The sequence below is a fragment of the Brevundimonas sp. genome, assembly GCF_035561115.1.
In the GTDB taxonomy this organism is placed as follows: Bacteria; Pseudomonadota; Alphaproteobacteria; order Caulobacterales; family Caulobacteraceae; genus Brevundimonas.
In genome coordinates, this window is record NZ_DATMYH010000017.1 from 21,327 (window position 1) to 35,889 (window position 14,563).

Annotated in this window: 17 protein-coding genes; 12 read left to right on the forward strand and 5 right to left on the reverse strand. The window is 71.6% G+C overall.

Annotation, left to right across the window (positions count from 1 at the left end; genetic code table 11):
* Positions 1-11 precede the first annotated feature (11 nt).
* Together VN378_RS01855 and VN378_RS01860 are read right to left on the reverse strand one after the other, a co-directional pair.
* Entirely contained in the window at positions 12-1,268 is a 1,257-nt protein-coding gene (locus VN378_RS01855; protein WP_325740428.1) for a type II toxin-antitoxin system HipA family toxin, read from the reverse strand.
* A gap of 2 nt (positions 1,269-1,270) precedes the next feature.
* Positions 1,271-1,531: a helix-turn-helix domain-containing protein gene (locus VN378_RS01860; protein ID WP_325740430.1), complete on the reverse strand. Its 261-nt coding sequence runs from the start codon at positions 1,529-1,531 to the stop codon at positions 1,271-1,273.
* A 648-nt stretch (positions 1,532-2,179) separates the two neighbouring features.
* Between VN378_RS01860 and VN378_RS01865 the strand changes: the two genes are divergently transcribed.
* Genes VN378_RS01865 through VN378_RS01920 form a run of 12 tightly spaced genes read left to right on the forward strand, consistent with a single transcriptional unit; the run spans position 2,180 to position 12,026 of the window.
* Entirely contained in the window at positions 2,180-2,500 is a 321-nt protein-coding gene (locus VN378_RS01865; protein ID WP_325740432.1) for a TrbC/VirB2 family protein, read from the forward strand.
* Positions 2,500-2,763: a VirB3 family type IV secretion system protein gene (locus VN378_RS01870; RefSeq protein WP_325740434.1), complete on the forward strand. Its 264-nt coding sequence runs from the start codon at positions 2,500-2,502 to the stop codon at positions 2,761-2,763. The genes VN378_RS01865 and VN378_RS01870 overlap by 1 nt, the downstream gene beginning before the upstream one ends.
* A 6-nt stretch (positions 2,764-2,769) precedes the next feature.
* Positions 2,770-5,208, forward strand: a complete 2,439-nt coding sequence (gene trbE, locus VN378_RS01875) for a conjugal transfer protein TrbE (protein WP_325740436.1) — start codon at positions 2,770-2,772, stop codon at positions 5,206-5,208.
* On the forward strand, positions 5,159-5,905 hold the full coding sequence (locus VN378_RS01880; RefSeq protein ID WP_325740438.1) for a conjugal transfer protein TrbJ: 747 nt from the start codon (positions 5,159-5,161) through the stop codon (positions 5,903-5,905). The genes trbE and VN378_RS01880 overlap by 50 nt, the downstream gene beginning before the upstream one ends.
* Before the next feature lie 11 nt (positions 5,906-5,916).
* On the forward strand, positions 5,917-7,335 hold the full coding sequence (trbL, locus tag VN378_RS01885; RefSeq protein WP_325740440.1) for a P-type conjugative transfer protein TrbL: 1,419 nt from the start codon (positions 5,917-5,919) through the stop codon (positions 7,333-7,335).
* Position 7,336: 1 nt separating this feature from the next.
* Complete coding sequence (gene trbF, locus VN378_RS01890; RefSeq protein ID WP_325740442.1) at positions 7,337-8,020, forward strand: conjugal transfer protein TrbF; 684 nt, start codon at positions 7,337-7,339, stop codon at positions 8,018-8,020.
* Positions 7,999-9,027: a TrbG/VirB9 family P-type conjugative transfer protein gene (locus VN378_RS01895; RefSeq protein ID WP_325740444.1), complete on the forward strand. Its 1,029-nt coding sequence runs from the start codon at positions 7,999-8,001 to the stop codon at positions 9,025-9,027. Before trbF ends, VN378_RS01895 begins: the two co-directional genes overlap by 22 nt.
* Positions 9,024-10,196, forward strand: coding sequence for a TrbI/VirB10 family protein (locus VN378_RS01900; protein WP_325740447.1), 1,173 nt, complete (start codon positions 9,024-9,026; stop codon positions 10,194-10,196). Before VN378_RS01895 ends, VN378_RS01900 begins: the two co-directional genes overlap by 4 nt.
* The gene (locus VN378_RS01905; RefSeq protein ID WP_325740449.1) at positions 10,193-10,702 is read left to right on the forward strand and encodes a S26 family signal peptidase; all 510 of its coding nucleotides are present in this window, start codon (positions 10,193-10,195) and stop codon (positions 10,700-10,702) included. The genes VN378_RS01900 and VN378_RS01905 overlap by 4 nt, the downstream gene beginning before the upstream one ends.
* The gene (locus VN378_RS01910) at positions 10,696-11,298 is read left to right on the forward strand and encodes a lytic transglycosylase domain-containing protein (RefSeq protein WP_325740451.1); all 603 of its coding nucleotides are present in this window, start codon (positions 10,696-10,698) and stop codon (positions 11,296-11,298) included. Before VN378_RS01905 ends, VN378_RS01910 begins: the two co-directional genes overlap by 7 nt.
* Positions 11,295-11,576: a hypothetical protein gene (locus VN378_RS01915; RefSeq protein ID WP_325740453.1), complete on the forward strand. Its 282-nt coding sequence runs from the start codon at positions 11,295-11,297 to the stop codon at positions 11,574-11,576. The genes VN378_RS01910 and VN378_RS01915 overlap by 4 nt, the downstream gene beginning before the upstream one ends.
* A 24-nt stretch (positions 11,577-11,600) precedes the next feature.
* Positions 11,601-12,026, forward strand: coding sequence for a helix-turn-helix transcriptional regulator (locus VN378_RS01920; RefSeq protein ID WP_325740455.1), 426 nt, complete (start codon positions 11,601-11,603; stop codon positions 12,024-12,026).
* Between the two features lie 261 nt (positions 12,027-12,287).
* On the opposite strand, the gene VN378_RS01925 is transcribed toward VN378_RS01920, so the two are convergent.
* From VN378_RS01925 to VN378_RS01935, 3 genes are all read right to left on the reverse strand, one after another.
* Positions 12,288-13,097 carry a YkgJ family cysteine cluster protein gene (locus tag VN378_RS01925; RefSeq protein ID WP_325740458.1) on the reverse strand — a complete coding sequence of 270 codons (810 nt, stop codon included), beginning with the start codon at positions 13,095-13,097 and terminating at the stop codon, positions 12,288-12,290.
* Positions 13,097-13,648: a hypothetical protein gene (locus VN378_RS01930; protein WP_325740459.1), complete on the reverse strand. Its 552-nt coding sequence runs from the start codon at positions 13,646-13,648 to the stop codon at positions 13,097-13,099. The genes VN378_RS01925 and VN378_RS01930 overlap by 1 nt, the downstream gene beginning before the upstream one ends.
* Positions 13,649-13,732: 84 nt before the next feature.
* Positions 13,733-14,479, reverse strand: a complete 747-nt coding sequence (locus VN378_RS01935) for a hypothetical protein (protein WP_325740460.1) — start codon at positions 14,477-14,479, stop codon at positions 13,733-13,735.
* Positions 14,480-14,563: the final 84 nt, after the last annotated feature.

Here is a 14,563-nt window from a genome sequence, read left to right on the forward strand (position 1 = left end):
GTAGCCCTGATCTAGCGCAGGGCCAGGGCGCCGGCGAGATCGGCATGGTCGAAGGCGCTCGCCATCCGTTCGATCTGGGCGCCCGTGAGGCCTTTCGCAGCGGCGATTTCTCGCCAATGGTTGACCGCTTCGCCGACCGCGCCGGCGATGGCTTTGGCCTGCGGCAGTCTGAGGCCGAAGGCCCCCGCGACGGCCAGGCAGGTGTTCAGCGACGCCGCGTCGTCGGACTCGTCGAGCGTCAGGGCGTGGTTGCGGGGCCTGACGTCGATCGGCATCGGATTGAGGTCGTAGGCGGGCGCCAGTCGCCAGCCGCCGGGCTCGCGCAGATAGCCGTGGTTGCGTAGATGGTCGTCGGTGTTGGAGACGAGGACGTTGAAGACCATGCGCCGCCAGATCTGGACCGCATCCTCCGCGGCCCGGGCGCCGTCCTGGCGCAGGGGATCGGCCAGCTCCATGTAGCTGCGGACATCGCCGTCGGCCGCTCCCAGCGCGGTCAGGGCGGACCGGAAGGGCAGGCGGCGGCCGTCGGCGCCCCGGTCGAACCGGTCCATGATGAAGACCGGGCGCCGGGCCACGGTCTCCAGGCGCGACGTCGGGGTGTCGATCCCGGCCATCGCGGCCAGGGTCATGGTCGCCGCTTCCCAGCGGGGGATCGGCCAGTCGTCCGTGGGACTGGGGAATTTGGCGATCATCAGCCGTCCGCCGGCGTCGCGCACGGAAGCCTTGGGTCGGGCTCCGCCCAGGGACGCGCCGGGCGCGAGCAGAAGACGCAGGTCGTCGTCGCTGTCCGTGTCGGTGATGACGCGGTTGGCCGCCGCCAGCAGCCGCCCCAGCTGGACCAGGGGCGGAATGGGCCGGTCCGACGTCGCCAGAAAGGCCCGGGCCTGGGCCCCGCCGGGATCCGCGAAGCGCAGGGCCCCCAACCGGGTCTCGTCCTCGACCAGGGTGAGAAAGTCCACGTCCATCAGGGTGCGCGGCGGGCGATTTTCGGCCCGCGCCTGGCGCAGTTCGCGCCGCGACAGCAGATTACGGCCCCAACGGTCGGGCGCGGGGTCGGTGAATGCGTTGAACAGGCCTCCCGCCTTGTGGAAGGGAGCCCGGGTCAACGGCAGTTCCGGATCGAGGGAGAAGGCGCCGCGCCGGGCGAGCCAGTCGCCGGTGTATTCGAACGAAGCCGTCTGCCGGGCCCCCTTGGCGCGCGCCCAAAGACGCCCGACCGGGACGGTCTCCCCCTGCCAGTCCATGAAGACGTCGAGCTCGCGTTCCACCGCTAGCGCGCCCTCAGAGGCAAACGCTCGGCTTCGAGCGCCATACCGACCTCGTCGGTTCCTGGATCCGCGAGATCGGCCAGGCGGTCCGCCAGGCCCAGGGCGAACAGCACGCTGGCGTAGGTGCCGAGCGCGACCCCCGGGTCGCCGCGCTCGACGCGTGTGATGGTGTTGCGGCCTACGAAGGCCCGTTCGGCGACGACGGCGACTGGCAGGTTGCGGCGCCGCCGCGCGACCGAGATGTCATGACCGAGCTTGGCCATATCCCGCCGGACGCCCAGAGGAAGGGCCGTCTTCGATCTTGAATCCTTCATCGGGGCACCAAAAAAAGAGCAAAAACCCGCTTTGGGCACTGTTTATGGTGCAGCAGGCGCAATTGTCAATCCGGCATATCCATAATGCACCATAAATAGTGCATTATCGTCTTCAATGCACTATTTATGGAACAGTCCGGCAAGCTTCCATGCACGCATGGCGTGGCGTCGGGATCCCGCGGACATCATCGATCTGCGGTGAAGCTCCTGGTTTTCGGTCGGCAGGCCGATGATCCTTCAGCCCAGGCGGGAGAACGGCGTCGGGCCCGTAGCCGTCGTTGCGGGGAATCCCGGGGCGGTCGGTCCGTCTACACGCCTGCCCGGGGCCGGCGCGGTTCCGAGGTGGGGATCGGTCATTTCCCGCAAAACCCGACCCTGACGCGGTTTGGCCGGAAGTCGTCGCAAGTCGTCCGGCGGGTCGGGAAACGTCATGACCAGGACGTGGCTCAAGTCGCTTTCTGAGTTAAACCAAGTCGTCAGCAAGTCTCATACAAGTCATTGAAAATATTTGAAGAAAGCGTGTTGACAGGCAGGGATGATATTTGCTTGCAATGAGTCGAGGCGCGCTGACGCGGGCTGAAACAAAGGAAGCAAATCATGCAACGGAGACCTGGGCGCCGCCTGTTCGGCGCGGCGATGACGTGCGGCCTGATGCTGGCGGGGCCGGCCCTGGCGGGCGGCTCCGGCATGCCGTGGGAAGGGCCGCTGCAGCAGGTGGTGCAGTCGATCACCGGACCGGTGGTCCAGGCCGCGGCGGTCGTGGCGGTGGTGGTCTTCGGCGCCGGCATCGCCATGAGCGAGAACGGCTCCTCGATGCGGCGCGGCCTCGGCATCATGTTCGGCCTGTCGATCGCCTTCGCCGCCTCGACCTTCTTTCTGGACTTCTTCGGCTTCGCCGGCGGCGCGGAGATCGGGTGATGGAGCGGCGCCCCGACGGCTGGGAGCTGCCGGTCGCCCAGGCCCTGGCCGAGCCGGTGCTGATGGCCGGCATGCCGCGCGACTACGCCATCGCCATGGGCACGATCGCCCTGGTGCTCGGCCTGGCGCTGCGCATCTGGTGGCTGGGGCTGCTGTGGTGGGCCGCCGCCCATGCGATCGGTCTGTGGGCCGCGCGGTCCGACCGGCGCTTCTTCGACGTGCTGCGCCGGCATCTGGCGCTGCCCGGACACCTGGACGGGTAGGGCGCGATGCGGTTCCTCGACGAGCATCGCCGGCGTCCGGCGGCCTTGGCGGACCATCTGCCCTGGGCCGCGCTGGTCGCGCCCGGCGTGGTCCTGAACAAGGACGGCTCGTTCCTGGCGGCCTTCCGGTTTCGGGGGCCGGACCTGGAGTCCTCGACCGAGGACGAGCTGATGGCCGTGCGCGCCCGGCTCAACAACGCCCTGAAGCGCCTCGGGTCGGGCTGGTGCCTGCATATGGAGGCGCGACGGCGGCCCGCCGCCGCCTACCCGGAAAGCGCCTTCGACCTGGACGTCGCCTGGCTGCTGGACGCCGAACGGCGGAGCCGGTTCGAGACGGCCGATCCGGCCTTCGAGACGGACTTCCGGCTGGCCCTGACCTGGCTGCCGCCCGCCGACGAAACCCGCCGCATGGAGCGGTGGCTGTTCGACGGCCTGGCGAAGGGCGGTCACGACTGGCGGCTGTCGCTGGCGAGCTTCGGCCGGGAGGCCGATGCGACCCTGGACCTGCTGTCCGACGCCCTGCCGGAGATCGAGCGGCTCGCCGACGCCGACCTTCTGACCTGGCTGCACGACAGCGTCTCGCCCCGGCCGTTCGCGGTCCGGCCGCCGGAGACGCCGATGTTCCTCGACGCCTGGCTGGCCGACGCCGGTCTGACGGGCGGGGTGGCGCCCCGGCTGGGCGATCGCTGGCTCAAGGTAGTCTCGGTGCGCGGCCTGCCGTCGGCGACCCGGCCCGGACTGCTCGACGCGCTCGGCGCCCTGCCGTTCGAATACCGCTGGACCGCGCGCTGGATCGGCCTGGACAAGCCCGGGGCCGAGCGGGAAATCGTCAAGCTCAGGAAGCGCTGGTTCGCCAAGCGCAAGGGCGTCGGCGTCCTCCTGCGGGAGGCCATCACCAAGGAGGAGGTCCCGCTCCTCGACACGGACGCCGCCTCCAAGACCGAGGAGTGCGACGGCGCCCTGGCCGCCCTCGGGGCCGAGTCCTGCGCCTTCGGCTATCTGACTCTGACCGTCACGGTGCTGGACGCGACCGAGGAGGGTGCGGCGGCCAGGGCCCGCGCCGTCGAGGCGGCGCTGAACGCCCAGGGGCTGGTGGCCCGGATCGAGGATCTCAATGCGGTCGAGGCCTGGCTGGGGTCGCTGCCGGGCGAGCCCTACGCCGACGTGCGCCGGCCCCTGGTTTCGACCCTGAATCTCGCGGACCTGCTGCCGGTGTCGGCGGTCTGGGCGGGCCCCGCCGGGGACGCCAACCTGGACGGGCCGCCGCTGGCGACGGCGCGCACGACCGGCGCGACGCCGTTCCGGCTGGTGCTCCATGTCGGCGACGTCGGCCACGCAATGGTGGTCGGGCCGACCGGGTCGGGCAAGAGCGCCCTGCTGTCCTTCCTGGCGCTGCAATGGTTCCGCTATCCGCAGGCCCGCGTGGTCTTCTTCGACAAGGGCCGGTCGGCGCGGGCGGCGACTCTGGCCGCCGGCGGCCGCTGGCGCGCGCTGGAGCCCGGCGCCCGGTTCTCGCTGCAGCCGCTGGCCCGGATCGACCGGGAGGACGAGCGCGCCTGGGCCTCGGAATGGATCGCCGAGACCGTGCGCCTGGCCGGGCTGGAGCCCGCGCCCCGGGTGCGGGAAGAAATCTGGGTCGCGCTGTCGGCCCTGTCGGAGGCGCCGCTCTCGCAGCGGACGCTGACGGTGTTCTGCGCCCTGGTCCAGGACAAGGCGGTGGCGGCCGCCCTGGAACCCCTGACCCTGAAGGGACCGCACGGCGCCCTGCTGGACGGGGAGGGGGAGGCGCTGGCGCCCACCCGGTTCGACACCTTCGAACTGGAAACCCTGATGGGAACGCCGTCGGCGGTGGCGCCGGTGCTCTCGGCGCTCTTCCACCATCTGGAGCAAAGCTTCGACGGCCGACCGACGCTGCTCGTTCTGGACGAGGCCTGGCTGTTTCTCGGCGAAACCGCGTTCGCGGCCCGCATCCGGGAATGGCTCAAGACACTGCGCAAGAAGCGGGTCTGCGTGGTCTTCGCCACCCAGAGCCTCGACGACGTGGCGGCCTCCTCGATCGCAGCCAGTCTGATCGAGAGCTGCCCGACCCAGGTCTTCCTGCCCAATCCGAGGGCGCTGGAGCCGGCCTCGGCCGCACTCTACCGGGGCTTCGGTCTGAACCGGCGCCAGCTCGAGCTCATCGCCTTCGCCACGCCCAAGCGGGCCTACTACTGGCGGCAGCCCAGGGGCCGGCGATTGTTCGACCTGCGCCTGACCGGCGTGGCCCTGGCCCTGTGCGGCTCAGGCGCGCCGGAGGACCAGACCCTGATCGACACCCTTCTGGAGCGAGCCGGCCCGGACCCTTCCGGTCACGGCGGCTTCGCCCGCGAGTTCCTCAAAGCCAAGGGAGTGCAGAATGTGGATTCCGTTTTCGACGCCTTCGCCGGTCCGCTGGCGGCCGAATAGGCCCGCCTGGCTCGCCACCGCCGGTCTCGCCGCCGCCAGCATGCTGGTTGCCTCGCCGGCGCCCGCCCAGCAGGTCGTGTTCGACCCGCGCAATCACATCGAGAACGCGCTGCAGGCGGCCCGCCAGCTGGAGAGCCTGGCCAATGAGGCGCGCAGTCTGGCGGCCTCGCCGTACAGCCATCTGAGCCAGTCGAGCCAGTCGCTGAGGGACATGGCCGAGCTGGCGCGGACCGCGCGCGGCCTCGCCAGCTCGGTCAGCGGCCTGGAACAGCAGTTCCGCAGCGTGTATCCCGACGACCTCTCCGGCTCCGACCTGACGAGCCTGCTGGAGCAGGGTCAGGCGCGCACGGCCAACGCCCGGCGCACGGCCGAGGACGTGGCGCGGACCGCCGCCGAACTGGAACGGCTGGGGCAGGGCCGGGAGCAAAGGCTCGCCGGCGCGCTCGCGGCCAGCCAGGCGGCGACCGGCCAGACGGCGGCGGTCCAGTCGTCCAACCAGTTGCTGGCCGTGCTGGCCGAGGATCTGGCGGCGCTGCGGACCATCGTGCTGGCTCAGTCCCGCCTGCTGGCCGAGGCCACGGCCCGGGACGCGGCGGATCGCGCGTCGGGCGACGCCGCGCGCCGGCGGCGCTGGAGCGGTCAGGCGCCGTCCCCGACGCCGCCCCGGTTCGATCCGCTGTCCCACGCGCAGAACTGAGGGAGCCGGCGATGACGGTCGGAGTGGAAACGCCCAATGAGCTGATGGTCGTGTTCTCCAACACGGTCTCGGCCGGGTTCGACGCGCTGCAGGGATCGGTCAACGGCGTGTTCGGCCTGCTGATCGTCCTCGTCGTCGCCCTGACCGGCATCCAGTGGGCGCTGTCCCCGAACCGGGAGGTGCTGGCCTCGGGCTTCGGCAAGGTGCTGCTGATCGGCGCCTTCGCCTGGCTGATCAACGACTGGCAGCGACTGTCCGAAACCATCTACGCTGGCTTCCTGGAACTGGGACTGACGGCGGGCGGCGGATCGCTGAGCCGCGAGGAATTCCTCAATCCCGGCGCCATCCTGGCCCAGGGCTGGGAGATCGTGAAGGCGCTCGGCGAGACGCCGGCCCCGGTCGACAACCCGCTCGACATCGTCGGCAACATGGCCGACGCCCTCATCCTCGGCCTGGCGATGATCGGCATCATGCTGGCCTTCGCCGTCCTGGCGCTGCAGATCATCGTCTCCCTGCTGGAGTTCAAGATCGTCACCCTGGGCGGCTTCGTGCTTCTGCCGTTCGGAATCTGGAACAAGTCCGCCTTCCTGGCCGAGCGGCCCCTGGGCTACGTCGTTTCGTCGGGGCTCAAGGTCCTGGCCCTGGCCATCGTGGTTTCGGGCGCCCGGACGATCTTCGACCAGCTGCAGCCCTCGGCCAATCCGGACATCTATGAAGCCCTGACCATCCTGGTCGCGGCCCTCCTGCTGGCCATGCTGGCCCTGTTCATCCCCAATCTGGCCTCGGCCCTGGTGACGGGCGGGCCAGCCCTCGGCGCCGGCGCGGCCCTGACCGGCGCCCTCGCCGTCAGCGGGACCGGCGCCCTGGCCGGAGCGGGGATCGCCGGGGCCGGCGCCGCGGCGGCGGGCGGGGCGGCACGGATGGTCGGAGCTGCAAAGTCGGCGGCGGGCGCGGGGTCGGGACGCCCACCCACGCCCCCGAACTTTTCGGGACCCGGATCGACGCCGAAGCCCTCGAACGACAATCCGCCGCCGTCGAGCCCACCTCGCCCCTCGGGAGGAGCCGTGACGGCGCTGTCGTCGCCTGGCGCGGGCGGGGTCGGCGAACCCGCCATGGCCTGGCGGTCGACCGCATCGGACGCCCCGGTGGCGAGCGAGACGGCCGCGGACGCGGCCACGCCGTCCGGGGCGGCGGGAACCCGACGGGACGCAACAGGCCGCTCGCCCGGCCAGATCGCGGCCGAGGCCGAGGCCGCCAGGGCGGACTTCCATCGCGCCGCGGCGCGACCCGCAGACCTGGCCGACGAGCGCCCGCGGGGGCGGTCCGCCGCCCTGCAGGCCTTCTTCGTCGCCAACGCCGGACGGGGTCTGCTGCCCTCCGGCGAAACCAGCGGGGTTCTGTCGCCTAACCTGAAGACCGAGGAGTTCTGAGATGCACCCCTTCTTCCGGCCCCGGCGGGCCATGGCCTCGGCGCCGGACTCCACGCCCTACCAGCGCGCCGGCCAGGTCTGGGACGATCGCATGGGACTGTCGCTGGCCCACGCCCGCAACTGGCGGCGCATCGCCCTGGCCAATCTGCTGCTGGCCGGCTTCCTGGGCGCCGGCTGGTGGGTCCAGGCGGATCGCGCCGTGGTCAAGCCCTTCGTGGTCGAGGTGTCCGACTGGGGCGAGACCCAGCGCATCACCGCCATCGGCGGCCGCTACGAGCCCAACGAGGCCCAGATCGGTCACGCGCTCGCGGGGTGGGTGCGGGACGTGCGCTCCAAGTCGATCGATCCCATCGTCATCCGCCAGAACTGGCTGCGGGCCTATGACCTGACGACTCCGAAGGCGGCGGCCTTCCTGAACGCCTGGGCCCAGACCCACGACCCGTTCGCCGAGGTCGGGCGGGAGGCGGTGAATGTGGAGATCCTGAACGTCGTGCGCCGCACCGACCGGACCTTCGACCTGCAATGGCGCGAGACCCGCTTCGTCAACGGCCAGTCGGCCGGGGCCGAACGCTGGCGGGCCCTGATCACCACGACGATCCAGCCGCCCCGCACGGAGGCCGAGCTGATGAAGAACCCCCTTGGACTGAAAATCGAGGACGTATCATGGACCCCCGACGCCTCCTGATCCTGGCCGCCCTGGGCCTGTCGCTGTCCGGCTGCGCGCTCTTGCGCGACTATCCCGTCCCTTCGGCCCCCGTGGCGGCGATCGTTCCCGCGCCCGCCGACGGCCCGACGTCGGGCGCGGCCGTGGAACCCGAGCCGGCCCCGGCGGCCGTTGAGACGGCTCAGGGCGGCTCCGGGTCGGAGCGGCCCTACGAGGCTGGACCCACCCGCATGGCGATCACATCAGCGGCGCCGCCGGAGGGGTCGGTCGGCGCGACGGGGCGACCCGCCATCGCGGCGGCCAATGCGGCGGCCCGGGAGCCGTCCCGGGAGGACGGGTTCGTCGGCGGGGTCCAGGTGTTCGCCTGGTCGCCCGGGCGGGTGTTCGAGGTCTGGACCGCGCCCCTGCGCGTGACCACCCTGACTCTGGCCCCGGGCGAGACCCTCGTCGCCAAGGCGGCGGGTGACACCGTGCGCTGGCAGATCGGCGAGGCGGTGTCCGGCACGGGCGCGGGCCGCAGGACCCATGTGCTGCTCAAACCCCTCGAACGGGGCCTTGAAACCAACCTCGTGCTGACGACGAACCGGCGCGTGTATCTCATTGATCTGAAAAGTGGCGCGGCCGACGCGTTCAACACGGCGGTCGCCTGGGATGCGGATCCCTTCCTGACCGGGGACGACGTCGTCCCGTCCACCGCGGCCCCGGTCGCGGAGCCCGTGGCGACGCTGCGGGGCGATCCGGACGCCCGCTACCGGATCGAACCGCGGGGCCGCCGTCCGCGCTGGACGCCGACCTCGGTGTTCAACGACGGCCTGCGCACCTTCATCACCTTCGACCCGGACATGCAGGTGGACGAGGCACCCGCCCTGTTCGTCATCGCCACCGACGGCGAGGCCCAGATGGTCAACTACCGGCAGGTCGGCGGCCTGTTCGTCGTCGACCGGGTGTTCGACCGGGCCGAACTGCGCCTTGGCGACCGCCGCCCGCAGATCGTCAGCATCCGTCGCCTGCCCGGAGGCCGCTCATGACCGACGTCGATCCCCGCCTGTCCGCCCGACCCGCCACGCCGGCCAAGGAACCTGCGCCGGGCCTCAGCAGCCGGGCGCCGCGCCCCCATGCCGTGCGCCTGCGCAAATCCGTGGTCCAGGCCATCGTCATCGGCGGCGCGGTGCTGGTTTCGGGATCCCTGGCCTGGGCCTTCGTGATCCAGCCGGACCTGCGCGACAGCGCCCGCGCCCGTCAGGCCGAGGCGCGGGACGATCAGGCGCGCGGCGTGGTCCGCCCCGCCGAAGCCGTCACCGACCAGCCGGCGACCTACGACCGCCTGCCCGAGCCCCGCATCGGAGACGGTGATCCGGAGGCGACGGCGACGGGTGTGAGGCCAGCGCCCCCGGCGCGGACACTGGGCCACTATGCGCCGGCCTACCGTCCGGCGTCGACGCAGGACGCCGGCGGGCCCGGCCCTCGCGAGCAGGCGGTGCGCTCGGGCCTGTTCTTTGAGGACGCCGGAGCCCGCGGAACGGCGCCCCAGGCGGTCGGCCCGGCGCCCGGCGGGGACCGCGGCCCCGCCGCCAATCCGGACTATGGCGCGATCTACAACGGACATACGCTGGTCGCCCCGCTCTCGCCGTTCGAGCTGAAGGCCGGGGCGATCGTGCCGGCGGCGCTTCTGACGGCCGTGGACACATCGCGCGCGGGCCCGGTGATCGCGACGGTCACCCAGAATGTCTATGACTCCGTCAGCGGCCGCCACCTGCTGTTGCCGCAGGGCACGCGGCTGATCGGCGCGTCCGAGGGCGAGAGCGCCTACGGCGACCGCCGGGCCTTCCTGACCTGGGAACGGCTGATCCTGCCCAATGGCAAGAGTCTGGTGCTGACCGGCGAGCCCGGCGTCGACGCCCAGGGCGCCGTCGGCGTCCGGGGACAGGTCGATCGGAGACTGTGGCCGCTCCTCGTCGGGACGCTGTTCGCCGGGGCGATCACCACCCTGGGCCAGATCGCCCGGGATGACGACGACGGTCGCTCGGGCGGCCTGCTGGGCGACGCCGGAGACGCGGCGGCGATCGAGGGCGCCCGGGTCGGCGGGCGGCTGGTGGATCGCGAACTGGAGGTCCGGCCGTCGATCCGGCTGAGGGCCGGGGCGCCAGTCCGCGTGATGATCACCCGCGACCTGATCCTGGAGCCCTACAGGCCATGACCCCGCGCCTCAAATCGAGGGGCGTCCTGATGGCGATGGCGGCCTTCGCAGGTCTGGCGAGCGCCGCCGCGGTCGCCGACCGGAACCCGGCCCTGGCTCTGGTCAACGAGAGCCCGAGCCTGCCCCGCGGCGTCTATCTGAGGCGTCCGGGCGCCGAGCCGGCCCGGGGGGGCGTCGTGGCCATCCCCCAGCCGCCGGAGGCGCGGCCCTATCTGGCGGCGCTCCGGATGCCGCCGGACGTGGTCCTGATCAAGCGGGTCGCCGCGGCGGGCGGCGATCGCGTCTGTCGCCTCGACGGCCGGGTGTTCACGCCCGGACGAGCCGTCGTCGTCCATGATCGGGATCGGCGCGGCGTCGGCCTGCCGGCGTGGCGCGGGTGCCGGCGCCTCGGGGCGGAGGAGCTGTTCCTGCTCGGTGATACGCCGTCGAGTTTCGACAGCCGCTATTTTGGTCCGGTCGACCGAACCCAGGTGACCGGCGTCTATCGGGAGATCCTGACATGGTGAGCGTGATCTGGATGGCGGGGGCCGCGCTGGCGCTCGCGACGCCGGCCTCGGCCCAGGCGGTGGACTGGAGCCGGGCAGGGGGGACCCTGTTCGGCGCGCCGGCCGCCGAACCGGCGGCGGACGCCCTGCAGGGCGCGGAGGTTCCGCGCCTGGCGAGCCTGAACCAGCCGTTCCAGGCGGCGATCGACGCCGCCGCCCAGGCGCATGGCCTGGACCCGAAACTTCTCCACGCCCTGGTGGTGACGGAAAGCGCCTATCGGGCTGACGCGCGATCCACGGCCGGCGCGGGCGGCCTGACCCAGTTGATGCCGGGTACGGCGTCGGAGCTGGGGGTCGGGGATCGCTTCGATCCCGTCGAGAACCTGAGGGGAGGGGCCGACTACCTCGCCCGGCAGATCCGCCGGTTCGGGGATCTGCGGCTGGCCCTGGCGGCCTACAACGCGGGACCGGCGCGGGTCGCCCGGCTGGGGCGCATACCGGATATAGCCGAGACCCAGTTTTATGTAGCGACGGTCGTGGACTGTTACCTTGCTCTGACGGCGGGCCAGGGCGTGACCAATTCCCGGCAGTGCCGCCCGCGCGGGGCGGGACGATGATCGAGCCGGTGGAGACCGGGCTCGAAAACCCGTCGGCAGGGGCCGAGGAGCTGCTGACGCGGGCCGAGGCCTCGGCGTTTCTGGCCCCGTTCGGCATCCGGATGAAGCCCGCCACCCTGGCGCGGCTGTGGTCGGCCGGCGGCGACGGGCCACCCTGTCGCCACATCCGGTCCAAGCCCTACTATCCGCGGGGCCTGCTGCGAGCGTGGGCGATGTCGCAGATGTCCGACATCCGCACCGCCGCGCCGTCGGCGGCGAGGAGCCGGCGTCGTGGCTGACCCTTCGATCACCGGAGGCGGATCGTGACGTCCGGACCCGAAGGCGGCGCCGTCGAGACGGGCGGGCCGGAAGACCGTTTGCTGCCCTGGGATCGGGTGCGGGATGTCACCGGCCTCAGCCGGTCCACCGCGTGGCGCCTGCAGCAGGTCGGGGATTTTCCGGAGCCTGTGCGCATCTCGCCCAACCGGGTCGGCTGGTGGGAAAGCGAGCTGACTGCCTGGAAGGCGACCCGGACGGTCCGCGGGCTCCCACGCCCAAGGCCGCTGGCCCGGCCCCGGGAGCCGAAGCTGATCCAGACCGCGCGTTCGCCCCGCCGCCCGACCGAGAAGGCCCCGGACGCCACGGCGATGGCGATCGCGCCGGAGCTTTCAGGCCGCCCCGCCCCGGCGCCTCCGCCCCGGCGCCGGAAACGGAAGACCTCCGTCGACCAGATCGATTTCGGGTTCTAACGGCTTCGCGACTTCCACGGGGCCTGCGCTTCAAAGGTCGCCCCGATGACGTTCCTATTTCCACACAAAGCGATCCTGACGGACATTTTGGACCGATAGGGGAGTTTCACGGACATTAGAGGCCTTGGCTGGCGTCTTAAGAGAAAACCGCCGAACGTCTCGAACTGGCTCCTCACAGTTCTTGAAGAAGTCCGCTTTGCGGGTCTGCAATCGAGCGCCGTCCGTACAAGGCGATCTACCTTTGGCGGCCGATCCGTGATCTCACAGGCCGCCGACCACCTGTTTCAGGATGTCGGCCGCGGGGCGGTCACGCGGCGAAGGCGGCGCCTGGGCGTGCTGGACCAGCGACAGCACCAGCGGCAGCCACCCGTCCCGGAGATCGGCGTTCAGAAGCGCCAGCGAGGGCCGGGCCTCAAGGGTCACCTTCTCGATGCCCGGAGCCAGGGCGGCGCACAGGTCAGGCGGCGAGGTGACCAGATATTCGCGGCACGACAGCGGCCGGTCGGCGTGGATCGAACACGCCTCGTCCTCGAGGAAGGGACAGGCGACGCCGGCGGCGAAATAGTCCCGCGCGATCACCTGGCGATCGTCGCGGTTCCGGTCCAGCCGCTCCATCAGGCCCAGCGGCTCAAGGGTGTCGAGGGCCGCGTCGAACCGGCGGCGCACCCGTTCGCGCCGGGGCTCGGGCATGGCCTCGACCAACCGGGCCAGGGCGCGGGCCTCCGCCGGGGCGACCGGCACCAGCTGGCGGCAGCAGGCCCCGCAGCCGGCGCGGCAGGAAATCTCCCGCCCCTCGGCTTCGACCCGCGCCGTCGCCCGGGTTGCGAACAGGCTGCTCAGCCCGTGGACGATGGGCAGCAGGTCCTCGACCGCGACGGGGCCGGCGGGCACGGTCATCTCGACCGGAATCCGCTCTCCCCCGACCTCCAGCATCACCCGCCCGACGGTGGTTGCGCCCCCGTCCGGTGGGATCGCCAGCAGGCGCACGACCGCGTCCTCGTCCGGATCGACCCGTTGCGGCGGCGTCCCGCGGCGTACGCTGGCGCGTCTGGACCTCGCCTCGTCAGCCACTATCGCCGGTCGGGTCCGGCCCGGTTGTTCCCCGGTTCGGCCGGCAGGGCGCACTGCTGAACACCGTCCCGCGTGACGACTTCGCCCCGCTGGGCGACGCAGGCGCGAGCCGTGTAGTCGATGTCGATCTTCAAAAAGTTCAACGCCACACCTTGTTTGTGAATGTCGAGGTCTCCCGTCGCCGGCAGGCGACACTGCTGAACGCCTTCATGCCGGACGACCGCGCCGCGCCGGGACGCGCAGGCACGGGCGGTGAAGTCGGCGTCGATCTTCAGGAACATGTCGACGGCTCTCGTCTGACTGGCGGGGCCCGACGGATCCGAAGGGTTGGCCCGGCATGCGCTGAGCGGGGCCTCGGGAATGTGTTTGCCGGTGGCGCAGGCCGTGCGCTGGGCGTCCTGGTCGATGTGATCCCGGTTCGGGGTCGTTCCGGGCGCCGTGACGACGGTCCCTGCCGACGGACGCAAGCTTTCCTGCGCCTGGACCGATACGACGACGACGCCGAGGTCGAAAAGGGCCGCGCCGGCCAGGATGATCGCTGTTTTCCGCATGGTGTCCATTTCCTTGTTTGAGTCTCTGGGACGGGCGTCCATCGGCGGGGACCGGTCCCGCCTATTGCGTGGTCGATACCTGCATCAGGGCCGAACGGCCCCCTCCTGGCGTGTCGTCGCTGGCAGGCGGCATTGCTGGACGCCCTCATGCATCAGAACGACGCCGCGTCGCGCCGTGCAGGCCTGGACAGTATTCAACCGGTCGATCCGCCCCCATGACCACGACTCGATGTCGATGGGTCCGCCGGATGAGTTGACGGTCGCCGGCGGTTCTCCGTTCTCTGACTGACCCCTGTTCGACATCCGGCCGCCGCCGGTTCCACCAATGCCGTTGACGGGAGCCGAGGCCTCGGCGGCGATCACTCCGCCGGATTGGCTGACGGTCGCCCGCGCTTCTCCGGTCTCTGACCCCGATTCGCCGCCCGGAGCCGATGGCGCGGTGGTGCGGGAGCCGACCTCGGCCAGGGTGACGCGGACGCGGTCGCCGCCGCGCGGGATGATGACGACCAGCCGTCGTCCGTCGGTTCCGAGGATATCGGCCCGCCCCCGACCGCCCGGCACGATGGGCGCCGAGACCTGGACCGTCCGTCCCACCTCGACCCGCGCGACGGCCGGACGCCGCAGCGTCTGCACGGCTGGAAACAGGACTACGGCGCGGCCCTCCCCGACGGCGAACTCGGCCCGACCGAGGTCATCGGTCGTCCTTGGCGAGATGAGCCCCTCGGGATCGTGCTCGAGGCCGACCTCCACACCCGGAATGGGGTCGCCTGGGCCCGCGAAGGCCGCGAGCAACAGGCCGACGGCGGCGATGGCGAGAAGGCGACGGATCATCGGCGGTCTTCCCGTGGCTGGGGAATTAGTGGGGTCCCGCGGCGCGGTCCAGCGGCGGGGCCAGCCCCGGTCAGGGGGCCGTCG